A 25,185-nucleotide genomic window follows, 5' to 3' on the forward strand; every position below is an offset into this window, starting at 1 on the left:
TGCCGGAGCCATCGGTGCGGCACGATGGTGCGATGACTGGACGTGTGCGGGCCCCGGAGTTGCGGGGTCGTGGCTGGTTGAACACCGGCGGCAAGGACCTGACCCTCGCCGACCTGCGCGGCAAGATCGTTCTGCTCGACTTCTGGACGTTCTGCTGCATCAACTGCCTGCACGTTCTCGACGAGCTGCGACCGCTGGAGGAGAAGTACGGCGACGCCCTCGTGGTGATCGGCGTGCACTCCCCGAAGTTCGAGCACGAGCGCGACCCGAAGGCGCTGGCCGCCGCGGTCGAGCGTTACGGCGTGCACCACCCCGTCGTCGACGACGGCGACATGCACCTGTGGCAGCAGTACGCGGCGAAGGCCTGGCCCACGCTCGCGGTGATCGACCCGACCGGCTACCTGGTCGCCTCGATGGCCGGCGAAGGCCACGCCGAGGGCCTGTCCCGGATGATCGACGAGCTCATCGTCAAGCACACCGCCGACGGCACCCTGCATCGTGGCGACGGCCCGTACGTGCCGCCCGCCCCCGCCGACACGGTGTTCCGCTTCCCCGGCAAGGCGATCGAACTGCCCGGCGGCCACCTGCTGGTCAGCGACTCGGCCCGGCATTCGGTCGTCGAGGTCGAGGCGGACGGCGAGACGCTGGTCCGCCGGTTCGGCCGCGGCGAACGCGGCGACCCGTTCAGCGAGCCGCAGGGCCTGCTCCTGCTCCCGGCTGAGGTCGCGGCCACAGCGGGTTACGACGTGGTGGTGGCCGACACGGTCAACCACCAGCTCCGCGGGCTGCGCCTGGCCGACGGCGAGATCACGCTGATCGCCGGTTCCGGTCGGCCGTGGCGCTCCACAGTCGACGAGCATCCGCACGACGCGCTGGCCGCCGACCTGTCCTCACCGTGGGACCTGGCCTGGTACGACGACCGTGTGATCATCGCCATGGCCGGCATCCACCAGCTGTGGTGGTTCGACCCGATCAAGCGCACGGTCGGGGTCTACGCGGGCACGACGGTCGAGTCGCTGCGGGACGGTCCGATTCCCGACGTGTGGATGGCCCAGCCGTCCGGCCTGTCGGTGGGCGGCGACCGGCTGTGGATCGCCGACAGTGAGACGTCGGCGCTGCGCTACATCGAGGCGGGCGTCCTGCACACCGCGGCCGGGCAGGGTCTTTTCGACTTCGGGCACGTCGACGGCCCGGGTAAGGAGGCCCTGCTGCAGCACCCGCTCGGCGTGGCCGCCCTGCCCGACGGCTCGGTGCTGGTCGCGGACACGTACAACGGCGCGATCCGCCGCTACGACCCGCAGGACGACGAGGTGTCCACGGTCGACACCGGTCTGGCCGAGCCGAGCGACGTGCTGGTGACCGCCGCCGGCGACGTGTTCGTGGTGGAGTCGTCGGCGCACCGCCTGACCCGTCTCGCCCCCGGCGCCGTGCGTACGGTGGCCGGGGAACGTCACCGCACCGAGCGCCCAGCTTCCCCGCTCGCGCCGGGCGAGGTGACCCTCGACGTGGTCTTCACGCCCGCCCCGGGGCAGAAGCTGGACACCCAGTTCGGCCCGTCGACCCGCCTCGAAGTGTCGTCCGCCCCGCCCGAGCTGCTGCTCTCGGGGGCCGGGGTGACGACCGACCTGTCCCGCCCCCTGGTGATCAACCCGGCCGTGCCGAAGGGCGTGCTGCAGGTGGTGGCCCAGGCCGCGACCTGTGACGTGGACGTCGAGTTTGCCGCCTGCCACCTCACCCGGCAGGACTGGGGCGTGCCGATTGTGGTCACCGCCGACGGTCCGGCCCGCCTCCCGCTGATCCTGCGGGGGATGGACGAGTCCTGACGAACGGCTCGACCAGCAGCCCCGCCGCCAGCAACCCGGCCCGCACCCGCGCCGCCAGCTGCACTGCGCCGGCGGTGTCCCCGTGCACGCAGATCGACGCCACCGGCACCGCCACCACCTGCCCGGTGCCGGTCTCGACCTCGCCGTCGGTGGCCATCCGCACGGTCCGAGCCACCACCTCGTCCGGTTCGTGCAGCACAGCCCCTGCCGCCGACCGCGGCATCAACGTCCCGTCGGCCTGATATCCCCGGTCGGCGAACCCCTCGGCCACCACGGGCAGCCCGGCCGCGGTCGCCAGCCGGGCCACCACCGAGCCCGGCTGGCACAGCAAAGGCAGATTCCCCCCGTACGCGTTGAGGGCGGCCACCACCGCCCCGGCCTGCACGTCGTCGACGGCCGCCGTGTTGTAGAGCGCGCCGTGCGGCTTCACGTAGCCGACGCGCCCCCCAGCGACCCGGCTGAACGCCTCCAACGCCCCGATCTGGTACAGAATGTCGTCGCGCAGGTCGTCGGGGTCGTAGTCGATTCGCCGCCGCCCGAAGCCGGCCAGGTCGCGATAGCCCACCTGCGCGCCGATGGCGACCGAGCGTTCGACGGCCGCCGCACAGATCCGGTGCATCGTGGACGGGTCGCCCGCGTGGAAGCCGCAGGCCACGTTGGCCGAGGTCACGATGTCGAGCAGCGCCTCGTCGGCGCCGAGGGTCCAGCGGCCGAAGCCCTCGCCGAGGTCCGCGTTCAGGTCAATGGAGCGCACGGAACCGCACCGTACTCCCCGGCCGGGCCTGCGCGAGCGGGGTCACGTCGTCGACCACGCCGATCACGGGGTAGCCGCCGGTCGTCGGATGGTCGGCCAGGAAGATCAGTGGCTGCCCGTCGGCCGGCACCTGGACCGCGCCCAGCACCAACCCTTCGGGGGGCAGCTCATCGCGGCGGACCCGGCGCAGCGCCTCGCCCGTCAGGCGGCAGCCCACCCGGTTGCTCATCGGGCTGACCTGGTACGGGTTCTCGAACAGCTCATTCCCCGCGAACCAGTCGTCGCGCGGCCCCAGCCAGACCCCCAGCTCCACCTCGTCAGCAATCACGATGTCGTCCACGAGGTCCGGCAGATCCGCTTCGCAGGGACCGGCAACATCGAGTTCGGCCCCGTCCGCGAGCTTCGGCGGCCCCAGACCCGAGAGCGTGTCGGTCGACCGGCTGCCCAACACCGGCTCGACGTCAATACCGCCACGAACCGCCACATAGGATCGCACGCCCCGGGTGGCCCGCCCCACTTCCAGAACGGATCCCGCCGGCACCTCGATCACCCCCGACACCGGCTCCTTGTCCAGCTTGACCACCGCCACCGCTCCCGTGACCGCCACCCGGGCCGCCCGCGTGAACCGCAGCGTGCAGCCCATCAGTGTCGTCTCCAGGCCGGCCGCGTCAGATGGGTTACCGACCAGCGTGTTCGCGCGCCGCAGGGCCCGCCCGTCGAGCGCCCCCGACCGCGGCACACCCAGATGCGCGTACGAGGGACGCCCTTGATCTTGAACGGTGGTCAGCGGACCAGCCCGCACCACCGTGATCACGCCGCCACCAACCGCACGCGCGTGCCCGGGGTGAGCAGTGCGGGAGGCTCACGGCGTACGTCGAAAAGCGACGACGACGTGCGCCCCACCAGGCGCCAGCCGCCCGGCGAAGCGGTGGGATAGATGCCGCAGTATTCACCGGCCAGTCCGACCGAACCGGCCGGCACGCGGGGCCGTGGGGCGTCGAGCCGGGGCACGGTCAGCCCGTGCCCGCGCATGTAGGCGAAACCGGGCGCGAACCCGCAGAACGCGACGGTGAATTCCGTCGCCGCCAGCCGCGCGATCGTCGCCTCGGCGGACAGGCGCCAGAGCCCGGCCACGTCGGCCAGGTCGTCGCCGTCGAACACCGTCGGGACCTCCACCAGCGCCCCCTCCGCAGGGGCGGATGTCGCGGGCGAGGGCGGCGGCCACGCGGCCAGCAGGGCGTCGGTGCCGGGCGCCACGCCGTCGAGCAGCAGGGTTCGGGCGCCGGGAACGATGTCGATCACTTGCAGGTCACCGGCGTCGCGGCGGGTCGTCACCAGGCGGCGCCAGGCCTCGACCTCGTCGCCGTCGCGGCATTCGATCAGCAGCGCGGAGGCGCCCGCCCGTCTCAGCCTCATGGCGTCATCCTGCCAGTGCCGCAGCTCACCACTCAGAAAATACTGACGGGTAACTTACGATACCGTAGCCTGAAAAGCGTGACGACCTCCGCCCCGTTCCGGATGAAGCCGACCGACCTCGGCAAGCCGCGGCTGCGCGGCCGGCTTCATCAATACGCGTTCTTCGTCGCGCTGGTCTGCGGCATCGTGCTGTGCTCGATCGCCCTCAGCCGACCGGGCATCGAGCCCTTCCTGAGCGTCCTGATCTACAGCTTCACCGTGTGCGGGCTGTTCGGCATCAGCGCGCTCTACCACCGGCGGGCCTGGAGCGAACGTGGCTACCAGATCATGCGCCGGGCCGACCACTCGATGATCTTCATCTTCATCGCCGGCACCTACACCCCGTTCTGCACCCAGTTGCTCTCGCCGGGCAAGGCGACGCTGATGCTCAGCCTGATCTGGGGCGGCGCGCTCGGCGGCGTGGCGCTCAAGACCATCTGGCCGCATCTGCCGCGCTGGGCCGGCGCCCCGCTCTATCTGGCCCTGGGCTGGGGTGCGGTCGCGATCCTGCCCGACGTGCTGCACCGCGGCGGCGTCACCACCCTGGTGCTGCTGGCGGTGGGCGGCGTGATCTACAGCGTCGGCGCGGTCTTCTACGCGTTGCGACGGCCGAATCCGTGGCCCGAGGTGTTCGGCCACCACGAGTTCTTCCACGCGTGCACGCTGATCGCCGCGATCTGCCACCACATCGCGATCTACTTCGCGCTCTACGCCTGAGTCGCTCTACGCCTGAGTCGCTCTAAGCCTGAAGGACCCGTACGCCCGGGTTGTCGTAGGCGACCCGGGCCGCCTGCACGTCGTCGATGTGCATCTCGGCCCACTTCTCCAGCGCGCCCACCAGGTCGAGCAGGCTGCGGCCGAGCTCGGTGAGCGCGTAGTCGACCCGGGGCGGCACCTCGGCGTACACCGTGCGGCCGATCAGACCGTCCCGCTCGAGCCCGCGCAGGGTCTGGGTGAGCATCTTGGGGCTGACCCCCTCGATGCGCTTGGCCAGCGCCGAATAACGCTGCGGGCCGTCGGCCAGCATCATCACGGCCAGGACGCTCCACGTGTCGCCGATCCGGTCGAGGATCTGCCGGCTGGGACAATCTTTCGCGTACGCACTGGGTTCCACCTGTTTACTATCCCTCGGGTGAGTACTGCACTTCAAGGTGCCTTCTATCGAATGGGAAGTGATCTCTGAGCTGCACCGTTGGCTCATATGGTTCAAGGATCAACTACAGGAGGACCACATGACCATCGTCGTGACGGGCGCCACCGGGCACCTCGGCCGGCTCACCATCCAGTCGCTGCTCGCCAAGGGCGTCCCCGCGAGCGAGATCGTCGGCCTCGGCCGCCAGACCGACAAGATCGCCGACCTCGGCATCACGGTCAAGCAGGTCGCGTACGAGGATCCGGAGGCGCTGCGAGCGGCGTTCGAAGGCGCCGACAAGGTCCTTTTCATCTCCGGCAGCGAGGCCGGCAACCGGCTGGCCCAGCACACCAACGTGGTCGCCGCGGCCAAGGCCGCCCAGGTGGGCCTGCTCGTCTACACCAGCATCACGAAGGCCGACACGAGCGACCTCAAGCTCGCCGAGGAGCACGCCGCCACCGAGAAGCTGATCACCGAGTCCGGCCTGCCGTACGCGTTCCTCCGCAACAGCTGGTATCTCGAGAACTACGACGTCGCGCAGGGCCTGGAGCACGGGTTCTTCGGCGCCGCGGCCGACGGCCGGATCAGCGCCGCCAAGCGGGCCGACTACGCCGAGGCGGCCGCCGCGGTCCTCACCACCGACGGGCAGGCGGGCAAGATCTACGAGTTGGGTGGGCCGGGCTTCACCATGGCCGAGTTCGCCGCCGAGGTCGCCGAGCAGTCGGGCCGCCCGGTCACCTACACCGACCTGGGCGAGGACAAGTACCGCGAGATGCTGGTCGGGGTGGGGCTGCCCGAGGCGTTCGCGGCGATTCTGGCCGACTCCGACCGGGGCGCCGCGAATGGCGGGCTCTACGCTCCCGCGGACGACCTCGAGTCGCTGCTCGGCCGCCCGGCGACGTCGCTGAAGACGTACGTGAGTGAAGCTCTCAAGTCCTGAGACACGCGCGCGACGCCGGCAGCCGCCAGGGGGATGAGCGGCTACCGGCGTCGCGAGTCTTTGTGCGGATTACTGGTAGGCGGGCGGCGGGGGCGGGGGAACGTCCTCGCGGCGGGTCTCCCGGTATTCGCTGCGAACCTGCTGGTTGGGGTAGACCGGAGCGCCCGCGGCCGGCTCGGCCGAGGTCTGCCGCGTCACGACGGTGCGGCGCCGGCTGTTCCAGAACCAGAGCGTGATGACCAGGCCGACCAGGCCGGCCGCCATCAGGATCCACCCGATGATGTTGATGTCGATCCCGCTGATGTCCGCGTTGACGGCGAACGCCAGGATCGCGCCCAACGCCAGCAGGAAGATGCTTCCGCCGATGCCCATCGCGGGCCTCCTCGAACTTCACCATGGTCAATGCGTCGCTGTGGGGTTTACCCACCCGCTCCGATCCTCAATCAGGCAAGCTGGACACATGACCGTCAGGACGCTCGTGATCCTCCGCCACGCCAAGGCGGTAACGCCCGATGAGAGCCCCGATTTCGACCGTACGCTGACCACCCGCGGGGAGACTGACGCCGACGCGGCGGGCGCCTGGCTGGCCGATGAGCGGCTCCACCCCGATCTGGTGCTCTGCTCGTCGGCGGCGCGCACCCGCCAGACGTGGCAGGGCGTCTCGATCGCGTTGGCGCAGGCGCGGCCGGGCGGCGGCGCGCCCGAGGTCCGTTACGAGCAGAGTCTCTATCACGGCGGCCCGACCGAGGTTTTCGATCTCGTACGCAAGGTGCCGGACACCATTCGTACGGTGCTCGTCGTCGGGCACAACCCGACGGTGTCCGAGGTGTCCACTCTGCTGATTCCCGACGACCAGTACGACGGCGTCGACGTGATCATGAGGACGTCGGGACTGGCCGTGCACCGCAGCGCCGACGGCTCCTGGTCGGCCACCGAGCCCCGATCGATGCGCCTGATCGAACGGCACACGGCCCGCGGCTGAGCGGAGACGGCTGAGGCCGGCGGACGTCCTTGTCCGCCGGCCTCAGCCGTTTTCAGGAGAGTGGGCAATGCCCTTCAGCAGCGCGGAAGTGGGGCGACCGCCGCGCCGAGATCTTTAGAAGACGTCCTCGGAGAGGTCCATGACGTCCAGCGTGGTGTTCTCGATGATGCGACGGTCGGAGCCGATCCGCGGCAGCACCTCGCGCACGAAGAAGCGGGCCGCCGCCACCTTGCCCTCGTAGAAGTTCTTGTCGGCCGCCGAGACGTCGCCGCCCAGCGCCTTGAGGGCCACCTCGGCCTGACGCAGCAGCAACCAGGCCAGCACCACATCACCCAGCGCGAGCAGGACGCGCCGGGAGGTCAGACCGACCTTGTAGAGCTCGCGGGTCTCCCCGCCCTGCACGGCGCCGAGCCAGCCCATCGTGGTCCCGAGGATCTGCTGCATCTCGCCGAGGGCCTTGCCCAGGCCGAGCCGCTCCACCTTGAGCTGACCGTTGCCGGCCTCGCTCTCGACGAACGCCTGCATCTCGGTGGCCAGGGTGGCCAGCGCGGCGCCCTGGTCCTTCACGATCTTGCGGAAGATCAGGTCGAGGCTCTGGATCGCGGTCGTGCCCTCGTACAGGGTGTCGATCTTCGCGTCGCGCACGTACTGCTCGAGCGGGTAGTCCTGCAGGAAGCCGGAGCCGCCGAACGTCTGCAGCGCCTCGTGGCCCAGCAGCTCGTACGCCCGCTCGGAGCCCACGCCCTTGACCAGCGGCAGCAGCAGATCGTTGACCTTGCTGGCGGCCTTCGCGGTCTCGGTGTCCCCGGCCGCCTCGGCGATAGCGACCTTGTCCTGCCACGTGCCGGTGTAGACGACCAGCGCGCGCAGGGCCTCCGAGTACGACTTCTGCAGCATCAGCGAGCGGCGTACGTCGGGGTGGTGGGTGATCGTGACCCGAGGCGCGGCCTTGTCGTCGTTCTGTACCAGGTCGGCGCCCTGCACGCGGTTCTTGGCGTACTCCAGCGCGTTCAGGTAACCGGTCGACAGGGTCGCGATCGCCTTGGTGCCGACCATCATCCGGGCGTACTCAATGATCATGAACATCTGCCGGATGCCCTGGTGCTTCTCGCCGAGCAGCCAGCCCTTGGCCGGGGTGCCGTGCTCGCCGAAGGTCAGCTCGCAGGTGTTGGAGACCTTGAGGCCCATCTTGTGCTCGATGTTGGTGGCGTAGACGCCGTTGCGCTCGCCGAGCTCGCCGCTCTCGGGGTCGAAGTGGTACTTCGGCACGATGAACAGCGACAGGCCCTTGGTGCCGGGGCCGCCCACGCCTTCGACGCCGACCGGGCGCGCGAGCACATAGTGGATGATGTTGTCGGTGAGGTCGTGCTCACCCGAGGTGATGAAGCGCTTGACGCCCTCGATGTGCCACGAGCCGTCGGGCTGCGGGATGGCTCGGGTGCGGCCGGCGCCGACGTCCGAACCCGCGTCGGGCTCGGTCAGCACCATCGAGGAGCCCCAGAGCTTGTCGACGAAGAGCTTCGCCCACTTCTTCTGCTCCTCGGTGCCCTCGGCGTCGACCACCGACGCGAAGGAGGGGCCCGACGAATACATCCACACCGGAGCGTTGGCGCCGAGCACGTTCTCGGCCAGAGCCCACCAGAAGGCGCGCGGGGCCAGGGTGCCGCCGAGCGAGCCGGGCAGGTCGAGACGCCAGAACTCGCTGGCCATCCACTGCTCGAAGGACTTCTTGAACGACTCCGGCAGCGGAGCGCTGTGGGTCGCGGGGTCGAAGACCGGCGGATTGCGGTCGGCCTCGACGTAGCTGGCGGCCAGATCCTCGGTGGCGAGGCGGTTGACCTCGGTCAGCACATCGCGTGCGGTGTCCGCGTCGATGTCGGAGTACGGCGCCTGACCGAACGCCTGATCAGCCCCGAAGACCTCGAACAGATTGAACTGGAGGTCCCGAAGGTTGCTCTTGTAGTGAGTCATGGTGCTTGGCCCCGCTCTCCGAACGCCGCCGGCTGGAGTTACCCGTCAGTAACCCCACTGTATTACCGATCGGTAGGAACGGACAAGCCACGAGTTGTTTCGTGACCAACCACCCAGTTGCGGGGGTCTGTCCGTCGGTTCGCACATCAAACGCCTCCGATCGGGTGGCTAACCGGATGGCCGTTCGGCTATTTGCCGACTCCCATGCGGCCCATACGTATCGGGGGGCGACGCGGCTCGTTGCTCCGGATAGACACGAAGCTTTCGTCTTCGCCAGCCGCCAAAGGGGGCGCGCCATGTTCGCCACGATCAAGAGCCTCATTCCGGAGCCCCGCCGGGCGGACCCGCCACGCCACTACATCGGGCGCCACCGCCGGCCCGAGCCTGTGCCGGCGCCGGTCTCGCCCGCCCCGATCGTCACCACACCGTCCGACACGCCTCCCGTCTCCCCCGCCGCCGAGTCCGTCTCGGCCGAGGAGAAGACGAAGGAGATCGCGGCCTAGCTTCCGGCCGCGCCGACCTCCCAGCTCGGGATCGGCACCGCCGCGCCGTCGTCCCGGCCGGCGTATTCGAGCAGCACCAGCGCGATGTCGTCCTCGAGGCGGCCGTGCACCCAATCGACCAGGGCCGTCTCGAGCGAGGCAAGCCCGTCACCGACCGTGCCGTGGCCCAGCAACCGCCACGCACGGTCGGCGGTCGGGAAGAACTCACCCTCCCGGCGGGCCTCGCCCAGGCCGTCGGTGAACAGCAGCAGCCGGTCGCCCGGCTCCAGCCGCTCCACCCGCGCCGACACCTCGGGCATGAAGCCCAGCGGGGGCGCCGGGGCCGACGGCTCCAGCGGAATGACCTCACCGCGGCGCAGCAGCAGCGGCGCCGGATGTCCACAGTTGACGATCGTCAGCGTGCCGCCGCGCTCCTCGACCAGGGCCGCGGTCACGAAATCCTCGTCGCCGACACTGCGAGCCACCGCACGGTCCAGGTCGGCCACCACGGTTTTGAGGTCGGCTCGCTCGTACGCCACATGCCGATACGACCCGAGCACGATGCTGGCCAGCCGCACCGCGTCCAGACCCTTGCCCCGCACGTCGCCGATGATGATCCGGACCCCGTACGGGGTGTCGAGCGCCTCGTAGAGGTCGCCCCCGATGTCGGCCGCGGCCGTCGCCGAGATGTACCGCCCGGCCACCGCCAGCGCACCCACCTGCGGCCCGAGCGGGCGCAACACCGCCTGCTGGGCCACCGCGGCCAGCCGCTGCAACTCGGCGATCTTGTCGGCCTGACGCTGGCGCATCATGGCCACCGCGGCGGCGATGCCGGTCGCCAGCAGAATGCCGGAGATGTTGACCGAGCCGGCCAGATCCATCGGACCGGCCGCGCCCAGAAACACCATCCCGACGATCGTGGCCAGCACCCCGACCACGATCACGGTCTGCCAGAACGCGAACACCGCGGCGAGGAACGGGACGGCCGCGAACAGCCCGACGAAATCGGCTTGGGTGTTGTCGATCAGCTCCACGGCGGACACGACAGCGAGCAGCACAAGGGCCGCGCCGAGTCCGGCGCGGGATCCAGGGCTCAGCGGGCGGCGGCCCGGCGGCAGATTAGGCATGGCTACGCGGAACAGCATGCCCGATCTCCCGCCCCGACTGCACTAACTTGACCCGTAGTCTGAGCGGGTTCTGACCGCGCGGCCCAATGACACCCCCACGCGGTGACAGGATGTCCGCGTGACGACCGATCTGCGTGATCACCTCAGGGCCGAGTTCCGCTGGACCGACCCCGGCCAGGGCTACCTGGTGAGCGACCGCTCGGGTTGGTGGCGCTCCCCCACGATCCTGGCCGGCGTGGGCGACGCCCTGGCCGACCTCTTCCGCGCGGCTCGACCCACCGTCGTGGTCTCCCCCGAAGTCACCGGCTTCCTCGTCGGCCCCCTGGTCGCCCGCGCCCTGGGAGCCGGCTTCGTCGAGGCCTACCGAGCCGGCGCAAGACTCCCCATCGCCGAGCCGATGATCTGGGCCGAGGTCCCCTCCGACCACAGAGGCAAAAAACAAGAACTAGGCGTACGCCGCCAGCTGATCACCCCCGACGACCGCGTGCTGGTCGTCGACGACTGGGCCGCCACCGGGGCCCAAGCTCGCGCCCTGCGCTCACTGTTCGGCAACAGCTACGTCGGCACCGCGGTGATCGTCAACGAGTGCCCACCCCCGCTGGCCGACGAACTCACCCTGCGCGGCCTGCTCACCGCGGCCGACATCGACCCCGATCAAACCTTCGGATAGTCCTTCAGCGCCCCGCGCGTCGGAACCCACCCGGTCGCGCTGTATTCGGCCACACCCCGGACCACGTACGGGTCCTGACTGATGATCTCGCGGGCCCTCGCCTCGTCGTCGACGTCGAGCACCACGACCCCACCGACGGGCGGGTCCTGCCGACCGGCCGTCACCACGAGGTTCTGCGCTTCCAGCCCTTCCAGAAAGGCCAGATGCGCCTCCCGCACGGCATCCACTTCCGCCAGCGGCACCAGGTACTTGGAGATCATCAAATACACACCCCGATAGTACGGTCGTCGCGCCCCGGCGACCCGCATGCCGGACCGGCCGGCGGCTGCTCGCCCATACGCACCGCCGTCCGCGGCGGGACATCGATCCAACCGCCAGCCCGACCCTGACCACACGTGGTCATCCGAGCAGCGCCCTCTCATCGGGCTCACCCACATAGGGCGTGTGCCGGATGATGCACGGTGATGACCAGGACGCGCGCAGAACGCGATCGAGACAGCCTCACACGACGGCTGGAGGTGCTGAGACTTCCCGTCGTGGCGCTCAAGCACCACGGTTTCCTCACACCGACGGACCGCCGCGAGTGGCAGCCCGAGCCGGAAGCGGTCGGCGTGGGGCCGGACGGGACGGCCTTCGCCGTGTGGCCGCATCGCCGACAGCCCGACCGGAAGCAGGTGACAGCCCATGCCGGCGGCACCGGCATCGTCACCTCCGCCACGGTCGAAACGGAACTAAAGGTGTCATTCGTTCAGCCGCTGCCGGGCGGGCAGTTCCTCCTCGCGGCCGCCCGAGGCCGAGCGGGCGCCTCACCGAACGCGCAGATCTGGACCAGTGAGGGCCACCTCGTCCGCGCCGGCTACCTGGGCGACGCCATCGAAGAAATCCTGACGACGCCCTCGGGCGATCTGTGGATCGGATACTTCGACGAGGCGATGGGCGGGAGCGGCCCTCAGGCTCACGGCCTTGTCCGCTTCACGCACGAACTCGTCCCGGACTGGCTCTACCCGGCCGACGATGCACTCCCCGCCGTATTCGACTGCTACGCGCTCAACGTCGCCGGGGAGAGTGCGTACTGCTGCCCGTACACCGACTTTCACCTGATTTCCATCACCGGCAACGTCCCGAGAGACCTGGGCCCCGCGCCCCACCGCTCGGCGCACAGCCTCCTCATGCGAAACGCCCAAGGCGCGCTGATCGGCGGCTGGGGTCCCGAGTACGACCTGGTGACGCCGCTGCGACCAGGCGGCCAGGGTGTCGAGCCGGCCGGTCGGCAATGCCGGATCGTCCTCCCGGACGGGACCGAGGCACAACGCGTGCGCTACACCGGCCGGGGTTCCGTCTTGCACGCCATCGCCAGGAACAACTGGTATTCCGTCATGCTGGACGACATCGCCGAGGTCGCCCAAGCTGACAGGCATTGAGCCCAGTGCCGCACCGGCAACACGCTCGTTTCCCCGGGCCGGGTCCGGCCTCGCTGATTCAACGGCCCGGATGGGTCACGCCTTCACGCGAGCGGCGACGATTTACCGGCACCGCCCGATCCCGCGCCTTGAGGCGCCCCTCGTGATGGCATGCCGATGGCACGGCGTCCGGCTTCGTCAGCGCCACGAGCCGGCGAGGAAGACCACCCGATCATCGGCCACCTGGTACGCCATCATCGGCGGATAGTCATGACTTCCCTCGGCGTACATGAGGACGGACTTCCCGAGGGCCGCGCCGAGTGTGCACAGGAAGCGGCAGAAGGCGTCCAACTTCTTCTGTCCCTGAATCTCGTGCAGGCTGACATCGCTCACGACTTCGTCGGGAGTCCACAACCGGACGATCCATTCCAGGCCGGGGTCCGGCCACACCCACAAACTCCGACCCCTGCCCTCCGGGTCCGGCTCAAACAGCTCAGCGGCCGATGGAGGCAGCGGCCGCCGCTCCTCGCCGAGCGCGTACTCACACCGCCAGCCCTCAGACCGGATGAGCGCCAGCAGCGCCTCCCAGTCCGCGATCGCCGTATCAGGCACCACCACATCGGGGGCGCTGCCGTTCTGCGAGGGATCGAACCACTCTTCCACGTCAGCCCACCGGATGGTCGCCACCCGGGCCATTCTCCGGGTCAACCAAGGCTCAGACGCGGGGAGTAAAGGCCCGACGCGACAGTTGCTCCCGGCGCCCGACTCTGGCCCCGCACGCCGAGTGCTCGGCCGGCAGGCGGTCATCATTAGCAGGGTCTGGCCCACGGTGCTCCTGCATGAAGTAACCCGTACGAGGGCTTGCAAAAACGATCAAGTGCCCGGAACGCCTAGAATGGACATATGACCCATAACATCCCCCGCTTCACTCGGCGGCCGGTGGCGGCTGTGGCTGCCGGTGTGCTGGCTGCCCTGTCGGTCACCGTGGTGAGCGCGCAGCCGGCCAGCGCCTCGTCGCACCGGCCCTGCACGATCGTCAAGCACAGCAACACCAACGGCGTCACGAAGGTCGGCACGGCAACGGCCACCGTGGGCACCGACGGCATCAAGCTGGCGACCGCGGCGGGCAAGAACGAGGACAAGGTTTCGTGGCGTGAGAACATCCGGCCGGTGCTCGCGAGCACCGTCGAGGAGGTCTCGTACGAGACGGTCAAGCTCGACCAGGCCGGGGCGGGCGTCAACGACGCGGCGCTGCCCGCGTACCACCTCTTCGTGAAGACGCCGGCCGGCGAAGGCACCCTGATCTTCGAGCCGTACTACTACCTCATGGACCTCGGCGCCGGGAATCCGCAGCGCCAGATCCGCACCGAGTGGAACGTGCTGCAGGGCAAGCTGTGGACGTCGTCGACGACGATCAACGGTCTGCCCAAGAGCGCCGGCGGTCCCGCGACCAAGACGTTCGCGCAGATCGTGGCGGACAACCCGCGGATGACGGTCACGGGCGTCGGTTTCGGGCTGGGCACTTACAACCCGGGCACGACGGCGATCCTGGACGAGCAGCGGTTCGCCACCAAGCAGTCCTGCTCCGAGCACCAGTGGTCGACCGGATTCCGTACGGGCCTCTGGTGGCCCGGCTGGCTGCGCTGACCGCAGTCGGGAGCGGCTGCGTGGGCGGCCGCTCCCGCCGGCTCAGCGGACCGGGACGCCGTTCGCAACCGCCGTGTTCAGCACCTCGTTGATCTGCTGCGGGCTGAGCCCTCGCGTGGGCACCCGGATCGAGCGGGAACCGCCGAGGTTGAACACCAGCTGGCCGGCCAGGAAGTCGACATGCCGAAAAGCGTTCCAGGCGTACGCGTGCCGGCTCTCCGCGGTCGAGGTGGTCACACCGCCGTCGCTGATCTCGTACGTCGCCGGGCCGCCGTCGCGGGCACGTCGAGCGCCCTGGTTGACCAGGAACATCGGCACGACCACGGCGAGCACGACGCCCGCCAGCAGCAGTGTGTAGTTGAGGCCGTGGCCGGTCCACTGGATCAGGACGGCCAGCCCGAGCAACGCCCAGCCGCCGATCCGGGCCAGCATCACCGGCCGCCGCGTCTCATGCCGCGCGGCCGCCGCGGCCAGGTGGGGGTCCCTGTGTGCGGTGATCTGCAATAACACGACTAAAAAGTAAGTTTCCGGCTCCCGTACGGGCCATCGTCCGCACGGCCGACCAACGCCTCCACGGACGGCCGGGCATGAGGATTGTTCCGGTAGGTTCGGGCCGCGTCCGCCCATGAGTACCCGGTCACGGACGAGCTTGTTCGTCGGCGGTCAGTGTGCAGCCGGGTGGGGGCGGTTCGGTGCAGCAGCTCGATGAGGTGGTCGGTGCCGGGCCCCTGCTGCTGGATTTCGACGGCCCGATCTGCGCCATGTTCGCCGGCTTGCCCGCGCCCCTGGTGGCCGCCGACCTTGTTCGTGTGGTGACGCCCCTCGCCGATCCGCCCGGCATGGATGATCCGCTGGCGGTGCTCCGGTGGGCCGACGAGCACGGTTCCCCGGCGCTGACGGCTGCCGTTGAGGAGGCCTTGATCGCCGCGGAACTGGTCGCGGCCGGAAGAGCCAGACCCACGCCGTACGCACGTGAGGTGCTCGCGGCGGCTCGGGCCAAGGGCGTCCCGGTGGCGGTGGTCAGCAACAACTCTGCCGCGGCGATCGAGCTCTACCTGGCCCGGCAGGGACTGACCGGCTACGTCGACGCTGTCGTCGGCCGCCCCCGGGCCGATCCCCGGCGCATGAAGCCCGACCCGGGTCCAGTGCTCGACGCCATCGAAGCTGTGGGGAGCACGCCGAGCCGTTGCACCTTGATCGGGGATTCGCTGACCGACATCGAGGCTGCCCGCGCGGCCGGGGTCGCTGTGATCGGCTACGCGAACAAGCCCTGGAAGATCGGCGCCTTCACCCACGCCGACGCGGTGATCACCTCGATGAGCGAGGTCGTGGCAGCTTTGATCTAGGGTGAGGCGCTATGGGCGCGATCAAACCTTGGCACTTACTGATCCTGATCAGCTGTTTCATCGCGGTCGCGGGCATCGTCGCGGCGATCGCTTTCGCCTGGGCGCAGAGCCGCCGCAAGCGGTCCGGCGACGTGAACAAACCCCCGACGCTGTAACCCGTTGAGCGTCACCATTCCCGCAGGTCGCCCGGGTGGGTTTCGCGTTCTGGACGCGCCGGCGGCCGGCGAAGCCCGCCCGGGTCCCCGCGGGAGCGACGGCCAGCACCCACCACCCCGCCGGGACCTGAAGATCTTGACCTCTTAGCTGGTCGGCCAGAGCCGGAAGTTTTGCGCCGAGCGGCTCGGCGTCGGACCGCGTTGGCCCTGGTAACGCGAGCCGTAGACGGCCGAACCGTACGGGTGCTCGGCCGGGCTCGACAGGCGGAAGATGCAGAGCTGGCCGATTTTCATGCCCGGCCAGAGCTTGATCGGCAGGTTGGCCACGTTGGACAGCTCCAGCGTGACGTGACCACTGAAGCCGGGGTCGATGAAGCCCGCCGTGGAATGGGTCAGCAGGCCGAGGCGGCCCAGGCTGCTCTTGCCCTCGAGCCGGCCGGCGAGCTGGTCGCCGAGAGTGATGACCTCGAGGGTGGAGGCGAGAACGAACTCGCCCGGGTGAAGAACGAAGGCCTCACCGTCGGTGACCTCGACCTCGGCGGTGAGGTCGTCCTGCTGTTCGGCCGGGTCGATGTGGGTGTAGAGGTGGTTGTTGAACACCCGGAAGAATCGGTCCAGCCGCACGTCGATGCTGGACGGTTGCAGCAGCGCCGGCTCGAAGGGCTCCAGAGACAGATCACCGGACTTGATCTCGGAGACCAGGTCACGGTCGGAGAGCAGCATCGGGACACCATACCTACCTGCCCGTTCGGCGTGTTTTGGTGGGCGTGTCGAACGTATGTTCGATAGAATCACGTCATGGCTTCCTGGTCCGATCTCACCGCCGCCGAGCCCACCCTCGCGGCGGGCATCCGCGCGCTCCTCCAGCAGTACGGTCCTGGCCTGGCCTACCTGGCCACCGTGCGTGCCGATGGCGGTCCACGGGTTCACCCCGTCTCACCGGTGATCACCGACGCCGGCCTCTACTGCTTCATCATCGACTCACCCAAACGGCGCGACCTGGAACGCGACGGCCGCTACGCGCTGCACTCGTTTCCCCCGGAAGAGAACGACGACGAGGCCTTCCTGACCGGCCGGGCCGTCCGCGTCCACGACCCGCGGGTGATCGCCGACCTCTCCCGGGCCCTGCACGCGTCACCGGACGTCGACTGGCGCCTGTTCGAGCTGACGATCGAAAGCGCCACCCTGCGCACCCACGGCCCAGCCGGCGCCCTACCCCTGGCCGCGCTACCGATCGTGACCCCGATGACCCGCACGTGGCGCGCAGAGTTACCCCGCCCGCTGGCGGCGGTGAGTTAGTGCCGGGTGAGTGCTCTTCGGGCGGCCACAATCAGGTACAGTGGGGCCCGCCGCGGGTGTAGTTCAATGGCAGAACATCAGCTTCCCAAGCTGACAGTGCGGGTTCGATTCCCGTCACCCGCTCCACAGACGGAAGCCCTGGTCAGGACCGATGGTCCGCCAGGGCTTCCGTCGTTCTAGGTCATGCTGAAACAGTGATGGGCCATTAGCGGGCCCTTAGGTCGCCTGGCGGCTAGTTGAAGAACAGCGCGTTACCTGCCTCAACCAGCCCGCTGGAAGCCAGGCTCCCACCCGCCGTGCCAAGGATCCGTACGACGTACTTTCCGATCCGGCGGACCTTCCCAGCTTCCGGCTCGGCCTTCTCTAGCTCGGCCTGCAGTGCTCCCGATCCCAAATCGCGTTCAGAAACCGCAGTCTGAGTGCCTGTGCCTCTCGGATTTGGGCCTCGTCGGGCACGCTGCCCTCCCATCGTCGGCCGCGACAGTACCTTCGAGCCTCTATTTCTCCTGTCTTGTGTCATCCCTTGGGGTGACATCTTTCGGCTTTCGCTTCGTCGGCTTACGTCGGGCCGCCGTTACTGCCCTGTCCATCGCGGCGGCAATCCCGTGGTCCGCCTCCCGGTTGGGGTTCTGGTAGATCAACGCTGCGTGCGGGCTGTCGTGGCCCATCCGCGCCATGATGTCCCGCAGGCTCGCGCCCGGTGCCCGTGAGGCGAGGGAGTTGCCGGTGTGCCGCAGGTCGTGGAAGTGCAGCCCGGTCGCGCCGATCGCTGCCACTTGACCAGCTTGTTGAAATTGCCGCGCCACAGGTTCGCCCGCTTTCACCGGTGAAAACGAACGCCTCGGCGGCCTTGCCGACGTACGCGCCCATGTGCTCGACGGCCGCGATCGTCTCGGACCTGGCTGAAGGCGCCGCGTCACCCCGGTTCGGCCGTTCTCGCCGGTGCAGACAAACGCCACGGCACTGTCCTGCATGTGGGCGGCGACAGCCGACATCACGGCCGAGGGGGTAACGACGCGCGCTCGGCCCGTGACTACTGCGGGCCGAGGCCGCGCTGTTCGACGAATGCCTGACGTACGTGGACGGTGCCCGGCTGCAGCGCGCTCCTGGGCGATTCAGTTGATTTTGATGAAGACGTCGTCGATTTCGCCGGCGAACTGGTCGTTGCTTTTGCTGGTGCCTTTGCCGCCTACGCGGAGGGGCTCGGCGTTGGCGATCGACAAGTCGGGGGGCACGGTGGTCGAGGCGGCTTCCTGGCCGTCGACCTCGAGGGTCAGCTTGTCGCGGTGGCGGGTGCACGCCAGCGAATGCCACTGCCCGTCGGCCACGTCGATGGTGGGTTCGGCCCGGTAGATCCGGCCCTCGCCGGCCACGACACAGCTGGGGTGGCCGAGGCGGTGGTCGACCTGCAGTTTGTACTGGCTGATGCCGCCGACCGAGTATCCCTTCTGCACGACGTTGGCCCCGTCGGCGAGGTCGGCGTAGGTCATGCGGACGGAGGCGCCGTACCGGAGTTTGCGGGTGCCGGGGTTGAGCGAGTCGTCGCGGACGCCTTCGAGGATGGCGCGGGGGCAGTCGCGTTCGCGGGCCAGGCGGCAGCGGTTGGGGTAGGAGACGGCCAGACCCGATCCTTGCTGTACGAGGCGGAGCGCGCCCCCGTTCTGGCCGAGCGGGCGCAGTTCGTGCCGGCCCCGGTCGTCGGTGATCGGCTGCCCGACGCCCCCGTCGAAGTCGTAGCGCACACTTACCGGCCCCCGCGCGATTTCGATCTGCCCGGGGGGCTGGGAGGACTTTTGCTCCACCGGCTCCTGCACGGGAAGCAACCCGGCCAGAGCCCGTACGCCACCCGACTTGTCCAATTTGCCGGAGGGGCCGCCGACCGCGGAGTCGTCCGGCGCGGAGTCGGGCGGCTTGACCACTGCGAAGGCCGGCCCGGGTGACGGCCGCTGGGCGTGCGCGACCGCGCCGACCAGGACCAGCAAACCCGCCAGAGCCAGCCACCACCGTTTGCGAGACATACGCTTATTGTCCGAAATGGTCGGCGGACAATCGAATCCGGGCCGCCATGAGGACCAGAACAACCCGTACGCGGTCAGCCGACCGCCCGAGGCTGCCCTGTCGCAGTGGGCAGGATCGGGTGGCCGGGCTCGCCCACCACGGCGTGCACCACGTCGTCCAATGTGATCACGCCGAGCGGTCGCCGTCCGTCGCTGACCAGCACGATGTGCAGCCGGTCGCGCCGCATGGTCAGCAGCAGGTCGGCCAGGGTGCGGTCGGGCGCCACCACCGCCAGGGGCCGGATGATCTCGGGCGGGATCGGCCTCGTGCGCCGCTCGGCGGCGTACCCGAGAATGTCTTTGACGTGCACGAACCCGAGCACGCGGCGGGTTTCGCGCTGCACCACGGGGAACCGCGACCGGCCCGTACGGGTGGCCACCGCCTCGACCGTGGCCGGTGACACGTCGTCGGCGATCGTGGTGACGCTCGACCAGGGTCGCAGGGTGTCGGCCGCCGTACGCCCGTGCAGTTCGAGCGCCGCACGGATGCGCGCGTACTGTTCCGTGCCCAGCAGGCCTTCGCTGCGCGCCTGCGTGACCATGCCGGCCAGCTCCTCGGCCGTGAACACCGTCTTGACCGAATCCGTCGACTCGATCGACCAGATCTTGAGCACCACCCGGGCGGCCCAGCGCATCGCGTTGAGCAGCGGCTTCGTGGCCGTGCAGAAGGCCAGCATGAACGGCCCGAGGATGAGCGCGGCCCGTTCCGGTCCGGCCAGCGTGATGTTCTTGGGGACCATCTCGCCGATCACCGTGTGCAGGAACACGACCACGCCCAGGGCCAGCACGAACGCGACCGGGTGGATCGCGTTTTCGGGCAGCCCGATCGTGTGGAACGGGCCTTCCAGGAAGTGGGCCAGCGCCGGTTCGGCCAGCGCGCCCAGGCCGAGCGAGCAGATCGTGATGCCCAGCTGGGCGCCGGCGATCATGAGCGGGATCTGGCTCATCGCGGAGAGGGCCCACTGGGCGCGCCGGTTGGTGGCGGCGAGCGGTTCCAGGGCCGTACGCCGGGAAGCGATCAGCGCGAACTCGCCGCCCACGAACAGCCCGTTGCCGATCAGCAGCACGAAGGTGACCAGGAGCTCAGTCATCGTCGGGCTCCGGCGGGGCGGACACTCGCACCTGTTCGATGCGGTGCCGGTCGACCCCCATCACGGTGAACTCCCACCCCTGCGACTCGTAGGACTCACCCACGACCGGAATGTGGCCCAGCCGGGAGAGCAGGAAACCCGCAAGCGTCTCGTACGGCCCCTCGGGCAGCGCGAATCCGGTCTGCTCCATCAGCTCGTCCTCGCGGAGCAGACCGTCGACCACGTACGACTTCTCGCCGTCGGGCGCCGTGAGTTCCTGTGTCGAGGTCTCGGCGGGCTCGACGTCGTACTCGTCGGCGATCTCCCCGACCAGCTCCTCGATCAGGTCCTCGGCCGTGACGACCCCGTCGGTGCCGCCGTACTCGTCGACCACGATGGCCAGGTCGGCGTTCGCCTCCCGCAGCGCCGCCAGCACCTTGTCGAGGGGGAGGCTCTCGGGGACGTAGACGGGTTCCTTGGCGATCGTCGCGACCTGGGTGGCGCCCCGGCGTTCGGGTGGCACGCCGAGCGCGTCGGGCACCCCGACCACCCCGATGACCAGGTCGATCGTGTTTTCGTAGACGGGGAAGCGGGTGTGCCCGGTCTCGCGGGCGACGGCGATCAGCTCGGCCACACTGGCCGTGGTCTTGAGCCCGGCCACGTCGACCCGCGGGGTCATGGCCTCGGCCGCGCGTTTCTCGCCGAAACGGATCGTGCGGCGCAGCAGCGTGGCGGTCTCGACGGGCAGCGCACCGGCGTCGGCGCTGATCGCGGCGAGCAGCCCCAGCTCCTCGGGCGAGCGGGCGCTGGCCAGTTCCTCCTGCGGTTCGATGCCGATCCGGCGGACCAGCCAGTTCGCCGACCCGTTGAGACCGCCGATCAGCCATTTGAAGAGCTTCGAGAAGGTCCGCAGCGGGGCCGCGGTCAGCAGCGCGGCGCGCATCGGGCGGGCCAGTGCCGCGTTCTTGGGCACCAGTTCGCCGAACAGCATCGAGATGAGCGTGGCCACGACCAGGGCGAGCGCGTGCGTGACACCCTCGGTGGCGTCGCCCGCGACGGGCTCGACGATCGGGTCGAACAGCTTGGAGAGCGCGGGCTCGGCCAGGTAGCCGGTGAGCAGCGCGGTCAGCGTGATGCCGAGTTGGGTGCCGGAGAGCTGGAACGAGAGCTCGTGCAGGGCGTGCTGGACTGTGCGGGCCCGGCGATCTCCTGTGGTGGCGCGGGCCGCGATCTCGGCCCGATCGACGGTGACCAACCCGAACTCGGCTGCCACGAAGAACGCGTTGCCCACCGTGAGCAGGGCAAACGCCGCCAACGGGAGCACCGCGGTCAGGAGCAGGCCGTCCATGATCGGTTCACCTCGACCTCATTGTGCCGGACCGGGGCTAACCCGGCGTGCCCGCCCGGCGTGAGGATTGGCACGGCCCGGAACTGGAAATCGTCAGGGCATGAACCTGGTCGAGGAGTTCACGCTGCTGGCGTACGACGACGACGGCACCCCGCTGACCGACGGCACCCACCTGGACCACGGTCTGGGCGGCGGGCTGCTGCTCGAACTGGCGCTGGCCGGCCGGGTCGACGTCGTCGACAAGAAGGTGGTCGCGCTCGACATCACCCCGACCGGGGACCCGCTGGTGGACGCGGCCCTGATGAAGATCGTGGCCGAGGACAAACCGCGCAAGCCCGGCCACTGGGTGTCGAAGTTCGCCCAGGACACCCGCCCTCAGGTGCTCGACAAGCTGGTGGCCGACGGCATTCTGCGTACCGAGAAGGACAAGGTGCTGTGGGTTTTCCCCCGGACGAAGTATCCGGCCGCTCACGACGTCGAGCCCGCGCAGGAGACGGCGGCGCGCGAGCGGATGCGGCGGGCCGTGCTCGGCTCCGGCCCGGTCGAACCCCGTACGGGTGCGCTCTGCGCCCTGGTCGCGGCCACCGACCTCGACCAGAGGGTGTTCGGTGACCTCGACCAGAAGGTGGCCAGGGCGCGGCTGCTCGAGATCAGCGAGGGAGCCTGGGCGGCCGAGGCCGTGAAGCGGGCCATCGACGAGATCCAGGCGGCAGTGCTGGTGGCCATCGTCGCCTCGACCACCGCGGCCACCGCCGGCACACCCTCGTAGGCCTAGACCTCCTGCTTGAGCGAGCGCAGCAGCACCGTCGCGACGTCCACGACCTCGACGTTCTCCTGCTCGCCCTGGCCGGTGACCCCGTCGCCGATCATCGTGTAGCAGAACGGGCAGCCCACGGCGATCGTCTTCGCGCCGGTGGCCAGGGCCTCCTCGGTGCGTTCGACGTTGATCCGCTTGCCGATCTTCTCCTCCATCCACATGCGGGCACCGCCGGCGCCGCAGCAGAAGGACCGTTCGGAGTTGCGCGGCATCTCGGTCAGCTCGCCGACCGCCGAGCCGAGGACCTCGCGCGGGGCGTCGAAGACCCGGTTGTGCCGGCCCAGGTAGCAGGGGTCGTGGTAGGTGACGCCGCCGTCGACCGGCTGCACCGGGGTCAGCTTGCCCTCCTTGACGAGGTGGGCCAGCAGCTGCGTGTGGTGCACGACCTCGACCTTCAGGCCGAGCTGCTCGTATTCGTTGCCGAGCGTGTTGAAGCAGTGCGGGCAGGTGGCCACGATCCGCTTGACGCCGGCTTCCTGCAGGGTCTCGACGTTCTGCTGGGCCAGCATCTGGAAGACGAACTCGTTGCCGATCCGCCGCGCCGGGTCACCCGTACAGGTCTCGCCCTCGCCGAGAATCGCATAGTTGACACCGGCCTCGTGCAGCAGCTTCGCCACCGCGCGGGTGGTCTTCTTGGCCCTGTCCTCGAACGCGCCGGCGCAACCGACCCAGAACAGATAGTCGAAGTCCTCGGTCTCGCCGACCCGCGGCACCTCGAAGTCGAGGCCCTTGGTCCAGTCCTCGCGGGTGTTCTGCGGCGCGCCCCACGGGTTGCCCTTGTTCTCCAGGTTGCGCAGCATCACGCCGGCTTCGCTGGGGAACGACGACTCGATCAGCACCTGGTAGCGGCGCATGTCGACGATGTGGTCGACGTGCTCGATGTCGACCGGGCACTGCTCGACGCACGCCCCGCAGGTGGTGCACGACCAGAGCACGTCGGGGTCGATCACGCCCTGCTCGTCCTCGGTGCCGATCAGCGGCCGGTTGCCCTCGGCCAGCGCCAGCACGTCCATGTGGGCCAGCTGGGCCTCGGTCGCCTTCTCCTCACCGGTCAGGTCCTTGCCGCCGCCCGCCAGAAGATAAGGAGCTTTCGCGTACGCGTGATCGCGCAGACTGAGCACGAGGAGTTTGGGCGACAGCGGCTTGGCGGTGTTCCAGGCCGGGCACTGCGACTGGCACCGTCCGCACTCGGTGCAGGTGGAGAAGTCGAGCAGGCCCTTCCAGGTGAACTGCTCGACCTGGGCCACGCCGAACTGGTCTTTCTCGGGGTCGGCCTCCTCGAAGTCGAGCGGCTTGCCCTGGCTCATCATCGGCCGCAGCGCGCCCAGCCCGGAACCGGCCGGCTTCTCGGGCGCGCGCTTGAAGAAGATGTTGAAGAAGGCCAGGAAGCGGTGCCAGGCCACACCCATGGTCGGGTTGAGCGCGATGGTGATCAGCCAGCCCATGGAGATGCACAGCTTGACCAGCGCGACCCAGGTCGGCCCGTCCTCGGCCGCGGGCAGCAGGTTGCCGACGCCGTGCGACAGCGGGGTGGCCCACGCCGGGTACTCGAACGTGTCGTTGGCGACCTTGAACCCGCGGATCAGGAAGCCGCAGGCCAGCACGCCGAGGATGACCGCCTCGACGAAATACGCCTGCCACATCGTGGAGCCCAGGAAGCGGCTGCGCTTCTGCCTGATGTTCCGCTGCCGCACGAAGATCAGGTAGAGGATGCCGGCCAGGCCGAGGATGCCGATCCACTCGGTGACGAAGCCGTAGACGACCCAGTGCCCGACGATCGGGAGCCCGCCCTCGGGGTCGACGACCTCGAAGTAGGCCTCCACGACCAGCAGGAACAGGATCATGAAGGAGACCATCACGAGCCAGTGGGCGGCGCCGATCGCGCTCCACTTGAGCATCCGGGTGTGGCCCAGCGTCTCGACCAGCATGGTCTTCGTACGGGTGGGTTTGTCGGCGAAGCGCGCCGGGTCGGGCTGGCCCTGCCGGATCACCGCGGTGATGGTCAGGACGGCGCGGACCGCAAGCACGACCGCGACGACGGTGACGGCGCCGGCCAGCACGGTGGCGACTATCTGCGCGATGTCCATCAGCGTTGTGCCTCCTCGGTCGGCGGTCCGCCGCGCCCATGTTACCCACGAGTAATAGACGGCCGCACGCCACCGGGTCAAGTGGGGCGGCCGCAGGCGCAAAGCGCACCCCGGCCAGCCGGCGCGGGGTGCGCTTTATTCAGACAAAAGCCACACTACCCGCGCGTGAGCGGGCTCAACGGCGTTACGTCAGCCGGCTAACGCCAGCGCGACAGGATGCCCAGCGAGGCGACCATGCACCCGAAGCCGATCGCCAGGTTCCAATACCGCAGCGACTCCACCGGGTACTGCTGGGACGACAGGTAGTACACGACCAGCCAGGCGATGCCGATCACGATCAGCGCCACGGCACTGATCGGCAGCCACATCGGGCTCGGCTTCTTGGAGGCTGCAGCCGCCGCGGGACGAATGTCCGTCGGCGGTGTGTAGACCTTCTTCTTTCGGACCTGAGACTTCGGCACGGTGCTCTCCTGAGGGCAACAAGTGGTGAACAACCCCACCGCTGAGCGGCTCCGGAGACCCCGAATGCTGCCCGTGGCGATTAATGTTCGACAGCTAGCGTAGTCAAGGCGACGGGCAGACAGGCACCCGCCGGGCGAGGAAAATGTCCGACGCGGATATTT

At 69.3% G+C, this 25,185-nt stretch carries 29 protein-coding genes and 1 tRNA gene; 13 read left to right on the plus strand and 17 right to left on the minus strand.

Translation table 11 applies throughout. The features are described 5' to 3' along the window. Nucleotides 1-32: 32 nt before the first annotated feature. Nucleotides 33-1,823 carry an NHL domain-containing thioredoxin family protein gene (locus BKA14_RS30735; protein WP_184954280.1) on the plus strand — a complete coding sequence of 597 codons (1,791 nt, stop codon included), beginning with the start codon at nt 33-35 and terminating at the stop codon, nt 1,821-1,823. Here the strand turns inward: BKA14_RS30735 and BKA14_RS30740 are convergent. The 3 genes from BKA14_RS30740 to BKA14_RS30750 are packed head-to-tail and all read right to left on the minus strand — an operon-like array spanning nt 1,765 to nt 3,993. Further along, on the minus strand, nt 1,765-2,568 hold the full coding sequence (locus BKA14_RS30740) for a LamB/YcsF family protein (protein ID WP_184957053.1): 804 nt from the start codon (nt 2,566-2,568) through the stop codon (nt 1,765-1,767). The genes BKA14_RS30735 and BKA14_RS30740 overlap by 59 nt on opposite strands. Continuing rightward, a complete protein-coding gene (locus BKA14_RS30745; RefSeq protein WP_184954281.1) occupies nt 2,564-3,391 on the minus strand; it encodes a 5-oxoprolinase subunit C family protein in 828 nt (275 codons plus the stop codon). The genes BKA14_RS30740 and BKA14_RS30745 overlap by 5 nt, the downstream gene beginning before the upstream one ends. After that, nucleotides 3,388-3,993: a 5-oxoprolinase subunit B family protein gene (locus tag BKA14_RS30750; RefSeq protein WP_184954282.1), complete on the minus strand. Its 606-nt coding sequence runs from the start codon at nt 3,991-3,993 to the stop codon at nt 3,388-3,390. The genes BKA14_RS30745 and BKA14_RS30750 overlap by 4 nt, the downstream gene beginning before the upstream one ends. Before the next feature lie 78 nt (nt 3,994-4,071). Here BKA14_RS30750 and trhA point away from each other — a divergent pair, with 78 nt between their 5' ends. Further along, a complete protein-coding gene (gene trhA, locus BKA14_RS30755) occupies nt 4,072-4,749 on the plus strand; it encodes a PAQR family membrane homeostasis protein TrhA (RefSeq protein WP_184954283.1) in 678 nt (225 codons plus the stop codon). 22 nt (nt 4,750-4,771) lie between these two features. On the opposite strand, the gene BKA14_RS30760 is transcribed toward trhA, so the two are convergent. Beyond that, nucleotides 4,772-5,146 carry a winged helix-turn-helix transcriptional regulator gene (locus BKA14_RS30760; RefSeq protein WP_239093114.1) on the minus strand — a complete coding sequence of 125 codons (375 nt, stop codon included), beginning with the start codon at nt 5,144-5,146 and terminating at the stop codon, nt 4,772-4,774. A gap of 118 nt (nt 5,147-5,264) precedes the next feature. On the opposite strand from BKA14_RS30760, the gene BKA14_RS30765 reads away from it, so the two are divergent. Beyond that, complete coding sequence (locus BKA14_RS30765) at nt 5,265-6,104, plus strand: NAD(P)H-binding protein (protein WP_184954285.1); 840 nt, start codon at nt 5,265-5,267, stop codon at nt 6,102-6,104. A gap of 69 nt (nt 6,105-6,173) precedes the next feature. Here BKA14_RS30765 and BKA14_RS30770 read toward each other — a convergent pair whose 3' ends face one another. Next, entirely contained in the window at nt 6,174-6,476 is a 303-nt protein-coding gene (locus tag BKA14_RS30770; RefSeq protein WP_184954286.1) for a DUF6458 family protein, read from the minus strand. Nucleotides 6,477-6,564: 88 nt separating this feature from the next. On the opposite strand from BKA14_RS30770, the gene BKA14_RS30775 reads away from it, so the two are divergent. After that, the gene (locus tag BKA14_RS30775; RefSeq protein WP_184954287.1) at nt 6,565-7,086 is read left to right on the plus strand and encodes a SixA phosphatase family protein; all 522 of its coding nucleotides are present in this window, start codon (nt 6,565-6,567) and stop codon (nt 7,084-7,086) included. Nucleotides 7,087-7,200: 114 nt separating this feature from the next. Here BKA14_RS30775 and BKA14_RS30780 read toward each other — a convergent pair whose 3' ends face one another. After that, nucleotides 7,201-9,057, minus strand: coding sequence for an acyl-CoA dehydrogenase (locus tag BKA14_RS30780; RefSeq protein WP_184954288.1), 1,857 nt, complete (start codon nt 9,055-9,057; stop codon nt 7,201-7,203). 296 nt (nt 9,058-9,353) lie between these two features. Between BKA14_RS30780 and BKA14_RS30785 the strand changes: the two genes are divergently transcribed. Next, the gene (locus BKA14_RS30785) at nt 9,354-9,560 is read left to right on the plus strand and encodes a hypothetical protein (RefSeq protein WP_184954289.1); all 207 of its coding nucleotides are present in this window, start codon (nt 9,354-9,356) and stop codon (nt 9,558-9,560) included. Here the strand turns inward: BKA14_RS30785 and BKA14_RS30790 are convergent. After that, nucleotides 9,557-10,684: a PP2C family protein-serine/threonine phosphatase gene (locus BKA14_RS30790; RefSeq protein WP_184954290.1), complete on the minus strand. Its 1,128-nt coding sequence runs from the start codon at nt 10,682-10,684 to the stop codon at nt 9,557-9,559. The two genes, BKA14_RS30785 and BKA14_RS30790, sit on opposite strands and share 4 nt — an antisense overlap. Before the next feature lie 100 nt (nt 10,685-10,784). On the opposite strand from BKA14_RS30790, the gene BKA14_RS30795 reads away from it, so the two are divergent. Continuing rightward, nucleotides 10,785-11,336 (plus strand): phosphoribosyltransferase, encoded by a 552-nt coding sequence (locus tag BKA14_RS30795; RefSeq protein WP_184954291.1) that lies wholly within the window; start codon nt 10,785-10,787, stop codon nt 11,334-11,336. Here the strand turns inward: BKA14_RS30795 and BKA14_RS30800 are convergent. Continuing rightward, nucleotides 11,321-11,596, minus strand: coding sequence for a YciI family protein (locus tag BKA14_RS30800; RefSeq protein ID WP_184954292.1), 276 nt, complete (start codon nt 11,594-11,596; stop codon nt 11,321-11,323). The two genes, BKA14_RS30795 and BKA14_RS30800, sit on opposite strands and share 16 nt — an antisense overlap. 276 nt (nt 11,597-11,872) lie before the next feature. On the opposite strand from BKA14_RS30800, the gene BKA14_RS30805 reads away from it, so the two are divergent. Further along, nucleotides 11,873-12,757: a hypothetical protein gene (locus BKA14_RS30805; protein ID WP_184954293.1), complete on the plus strand. Its 885-nt coding sequence runs from the start codon at nt 11,873-11,875 to the stop codon at nt 12,755-12,757. A gap of 177 nt (nt 12,758-12,934) precedes the next feature. Here BKA14_RS30805 and BKA14_RS30810 read toward each other — a convergent pair whose 3' ends face one another. Continuing rightward, nucleotides 12,935-13,423, minus strand: a complete 489-nt coding sequence (locus BKA14_RS30810; RefSeq protein ID WP_184954294.1) for a hypothetical protein — start codon at nt 13,421-13,423, stop codon at nt 12,935-12,937. Nucleotides 13,424-13,639: 216 nt separating this feature from the next. Between BKA14_RS30810 and BKA14_RS30815 the strand changes: the two genes are divergently transcribed. After that, nucleotides 13,640-14,383, plus strand: coding sequence for a hypothetical protein (locus BKA14_RS30815; protein WP_184954295.1), 744 nt, complete (start codon nt 13,640-13,642; stop codon nt 14,381-14,383). A gap of 42 nt (nt 14,384-14,425) precedes the next feature. Here the strand turns inward: BKA14_RS30815 and BKA14_RS30820 are convergent, their stop codons facing one another. Further along, nucleotides 14,426-14,893 carry a YcxB family protein gene (locus BKA14_RS30820; protein WP_184954296.1) on the minus strand — a complete coding sequence of 156 codons (468 nt, stop codon included), beginning with the start codon at nt 14,891-14,893 and terminating at the stop codon, nt 14,426-14,428. 182 nt (nt 14,894-15,075) lie between these two features. Here BKA14_RS30820 and BKA14_RS30825 point away from each other — a divergent pair, with 182 nt between their 5' ends. Both BKA14_RS30825 and BKA14_RS30830 read left to right on the plus strand, forming a co-directional pair. Further along, nucleotides 15,076-15,729, plus strand: coding sequence for an HAD family hydrolase (locus BKA14_RS30825; RefSeq protein WP_239093116.1), 654 nt, complete (start codon nt 15,076-15,078; stop codon nt 15,727-15,729). A gap of 11 nt (nt 15,730-15,740) precedes the next feature. Continuing rightward, on the plus strand, nt 15,741-15,884 hold the full coding sequence (locus tag BKA14_RS30830; protein ID WP_184954297.1) for a hypothetical protein: 144 nt from the start codon (nt 15,741-15,743) through the stop codon (nt 15,882-15,884). Between the two features lie 144 nt (nt 15,885-16,028). On the opposite strand, the gene dcd is transcribed toward BKA14_RS30830, so the two are convergent. Next, entirely contained in the window at nt 16,029-16,607 is a 579-nt protein-coding gene (gene dcd / locus BKA14_RS30835) for a dCTP deaminase (RefSeq protein ID WP_184954298.1), read from the minus strand. Nucleotides 16,608-16,682: 75 nt separating this feature from the next. Between dcd and BKA14_RS30840 the strand changes: the two genes are divergently transcribed. Both BKA14_RS30840 and BKA14_RS30845 read left to right on the plus strand, forming a co-directional pair. Beyond that, a complete protein-coding gene (locus BKA14_RS30840; protein ID WP_184954299.1) occupies nt 16,683-17,183 on the plus strand; it encodes a pyridoxamine 5'-phosphate oxidase family protein in 501 nt (166 codons plus the stop codon). Nucleotides 17,184-17,235: 52 nt separating this feature from the next. Continuing rightward, a tRNA-Gly gene (locus BKA14_RS30845) sits at nt 17,236-17,309 on the plus strand. 371 nt (nt 17,310-17,680) lie between these two features. Here BKA14_RS30845 and BKA14_RS30850 read toward each other — a convergent pair. The 4 genes from BKA14_RS30850 to BKA14_RS30865 form a co-directional block, all read right to left on the minus strand. Beyond that, complete coding sequence (locus tag BKA14_RS30850) at nt 17,681-17,959, minus strand: site-specific integrase (RefSeq protein WP_239093117.1); 279 nt, start codon at nt 17,957-17,959, stop codon at nt 17,681-17,683. Nucleotides 17,960-18,298: 339 nt separating this feature from the next. Further along, the gene (locus tag BKA14_RS30855; RefSeq protein ID WP_184954300.1) at nt 18,299-19,201 is read right to left on the minus strand and encodes a LamG-like jellyroll fold domain-containing protein; all 903 of its coding nucleotides are present in this window, start codon (nt 19,199-19,201) and stop codon (nt 18,299-18,301) included. A 74-nt stretch (nt 19,202-19,275) separates the two neighbouring features. Continuing rightward, nucleotides 19,276-20,331 carry a hemolysin family protein gene (locus BKA14_RS30860; protein WP_184954301.1) on the minus strand — a complete coding sequence of 352 codons (1,056 nt, stop codon included), beginning with the start codon at nt 20,329-20,331 and terminating at the stop codon, nt 19,276-19,278. Continuing rightward, a complete protein-coding gene (locus tag BKA14_RS30865) occupies nt 20,324-21,658 on the minus strand; it encodes a hemolysin family protein (protein WP_184954302.1) in 1,335 nt (444 codons plus the stop codon). Before BKA14_RS30865 ends, BKA14_RS30860 begins: the two co-directional genes overlap by 8 nt. A 100-nt stretch (nt 21,659-21,758) precedes the next feature. On the opposite strand from BKA14_RS30865, the gene BKA14_RS30870 reads away from it, so the two are divergent. After that, nucleotides 21,759-22,427 (plus strand): GOLPH3/VPS74 family protein, encoded by a 669-nt coding sequence (locus tag BKA14_RS30870; RefSeq protein ID WP_184954303.1) that lies wholly within the window; start codon nt 21,759-21,761, stop codon nt 22,425-22,427. A gap of 2 nt (nt 22,428-22,429) precedes the next feature. Here BKA14_RS30870 and BKA14_RS30875 read toward each other — a convergent pair whose 3' ends face one another. After that, the gene (locus BKA14_RS30875) at nt 22,430-24,562 is read right to left on the minus strand and encodes a (Fe-S)-binding protein (RefSeq protein ID WP_184954304.1); all 2,133 of its coding nucleotides are present in this window, start codon (nt 24,560-24,562) and stop codon (nt 22,430-22,432) included. 197 nt (nt 24,563-24,759) lie between these two features. Then, nucleotides 24,760-25,023, minus strand: a complete 264-nt coding sequence (locus tag BKA14_RS30880; protein ID WP_184954305.1) for a cell division protein CrgA — start codon at nt 25,021-25,023, stop codon at nt 24,760-24,762. Nucleotides 25,024-25,185: the final 162 nt, after the last annotated feature.

It is taken from the genome of Paractinoplanes abujensis (assembly GCF_014204895.1).
In the GTDB taxonomy this organism is placed as follows: Bacteria; Actinomycetota; Actinomycetes; order Mycobacteriales; family Micromonosporaceae; genus Actinoplanes; species Actinoplanes abujensis.

Excerpts from the sequence above, each read along its gene's own strand:
- BKA14_RS30735 (WP_184954280.1), top strand. The coding sequence starts at position 33 with ATGACTGGACGTGTGCGGGCCCCGGAGTTGCGGGGTCGTGGCTGGTTG.
- BKA14_RS30750 (WP_184954282.1), bottom strand. The coding sequence starts at position 3,993 with ATGAGGCTGAGACGGGCGGGCGCCTCCGCGCTGCTGATCGAATGCCGC.
- BKA14_RS30765 (WP_184954285.1), top strand. The coding sequence starts at position 5,265 with ATGACCATCGTCGTGACGGGCGCCACCGGGCACCTCGGCCGGCTCACC.
- BKA14_RS30770 (WP_184954286.1), bottom strand. The coding sequence starts at position 6,476 with ATGGGCATCGGCGGAAGCATCTTCCTGCTGGCGTTGGGCGCGATCCTG.
- BKA14_RS30775 (WP_184954287.1), top strand. The coding sequence starts at position 6,565 with ATGACCGTCAGGACGCTCGTGATCCTCCGCCACGCCAAGGCGGTAACG.
- BKA14_RS30780 (WP_184954288.1), bottom strand. The coding sequence starts at position 9,057 with ATGACTCACTACAAGAGCAACCTTCGGGACCTCCAGTTCAATCTGTTC.
- BKA14_RS30785 (WP_184954289.1), top strand. The coding sequence starts at position 9,354 with ATGTTCGCCACGATCAAGAGCCTCATTCCGGAGCCCCGCCGGGCGGAC.
- BKA14_RS30790 (WP_184954290.1), bottom strand. The coding sequence starts at position 10,684 with ATGCTGTTCCGCGTAGCCATGCCTAATCTGCCGCCGGGCCGCCGCCCG.
- BKA14_RS30800 (WP_184954292.1), bottom strand. The coding sequence starts at position 11,596 with ATGATCTCCAAGTACCTGGTGCCGCTGGCGGAAGTGGATGCCGTGCGG.
- BKA14_RS30815 (WP_184954295.1), top strand. The coding sequence starts at position 13,640 with ATGACCCATAACATCCCCCGCTTCACTCGGCGGCCGGTGGCGGCTGTG.
- BKA14_RS30830 (WP_184954297.1), top strand. The coding sequence starts at position 15,741 with ATGGGCGCGATCAAACCTTGGCACTTACTGATCCTGATCAGCTGTTTC.
- dcd (WP_184954298.1), bottom strand. The coding sequence starts at position 16,607 with ATGCTGCTCTCCGACCGTGACCTGGTCTCCGAGATCAAGTCCGGTGAT.
- BKA14_RS30840 (WP_184954299.1), top strand. The coding sequence starts at position 16,683 with ATGGCTTCCTGGTCCGATCTCACCGCCGCCGAGCCCACCCTCGCGGCG.
- BKA14_RS30855 (WP_184954300.1), bottom strand. The coding sequence starts at position 19,201 with ATGTCTCGCAAACGGTGGTGGCTGGCTCTGGCGGGTTTGCTGGTCCTG.
- BKA14_RS30860 (WP_184954301.1), bottom strand. The coding sequence starts at position 20,331 with ATGACTGAGCTCCTGGTCACCTTCGTGCTGCTGATCGGCAACGGGCTG.
- BKA14_RS30865 (WP_184954302.1), bottom strand. The coding sequence starts at position 21,658 with ATGGACGGCCTGCTCCTGACCGCGGTGCTCCCGTTGGCGGCGTTTGCC.
- BKA14_RS30870 (WP_184954303.1), top strand. The coding sequence starts at position 21,759 with ATGAACCTGGTCGAGGAGTTCACGCTGCTGGCGTACGACGACGACGGC.
- BKA14_RS30875 (WP_184954304.1), bottom strand. The coding sequence starts at position 24,562 with ATGGACATCGCGCAGATAGTCGCCACCGTGCTGGCCGGCGCCGTCACC.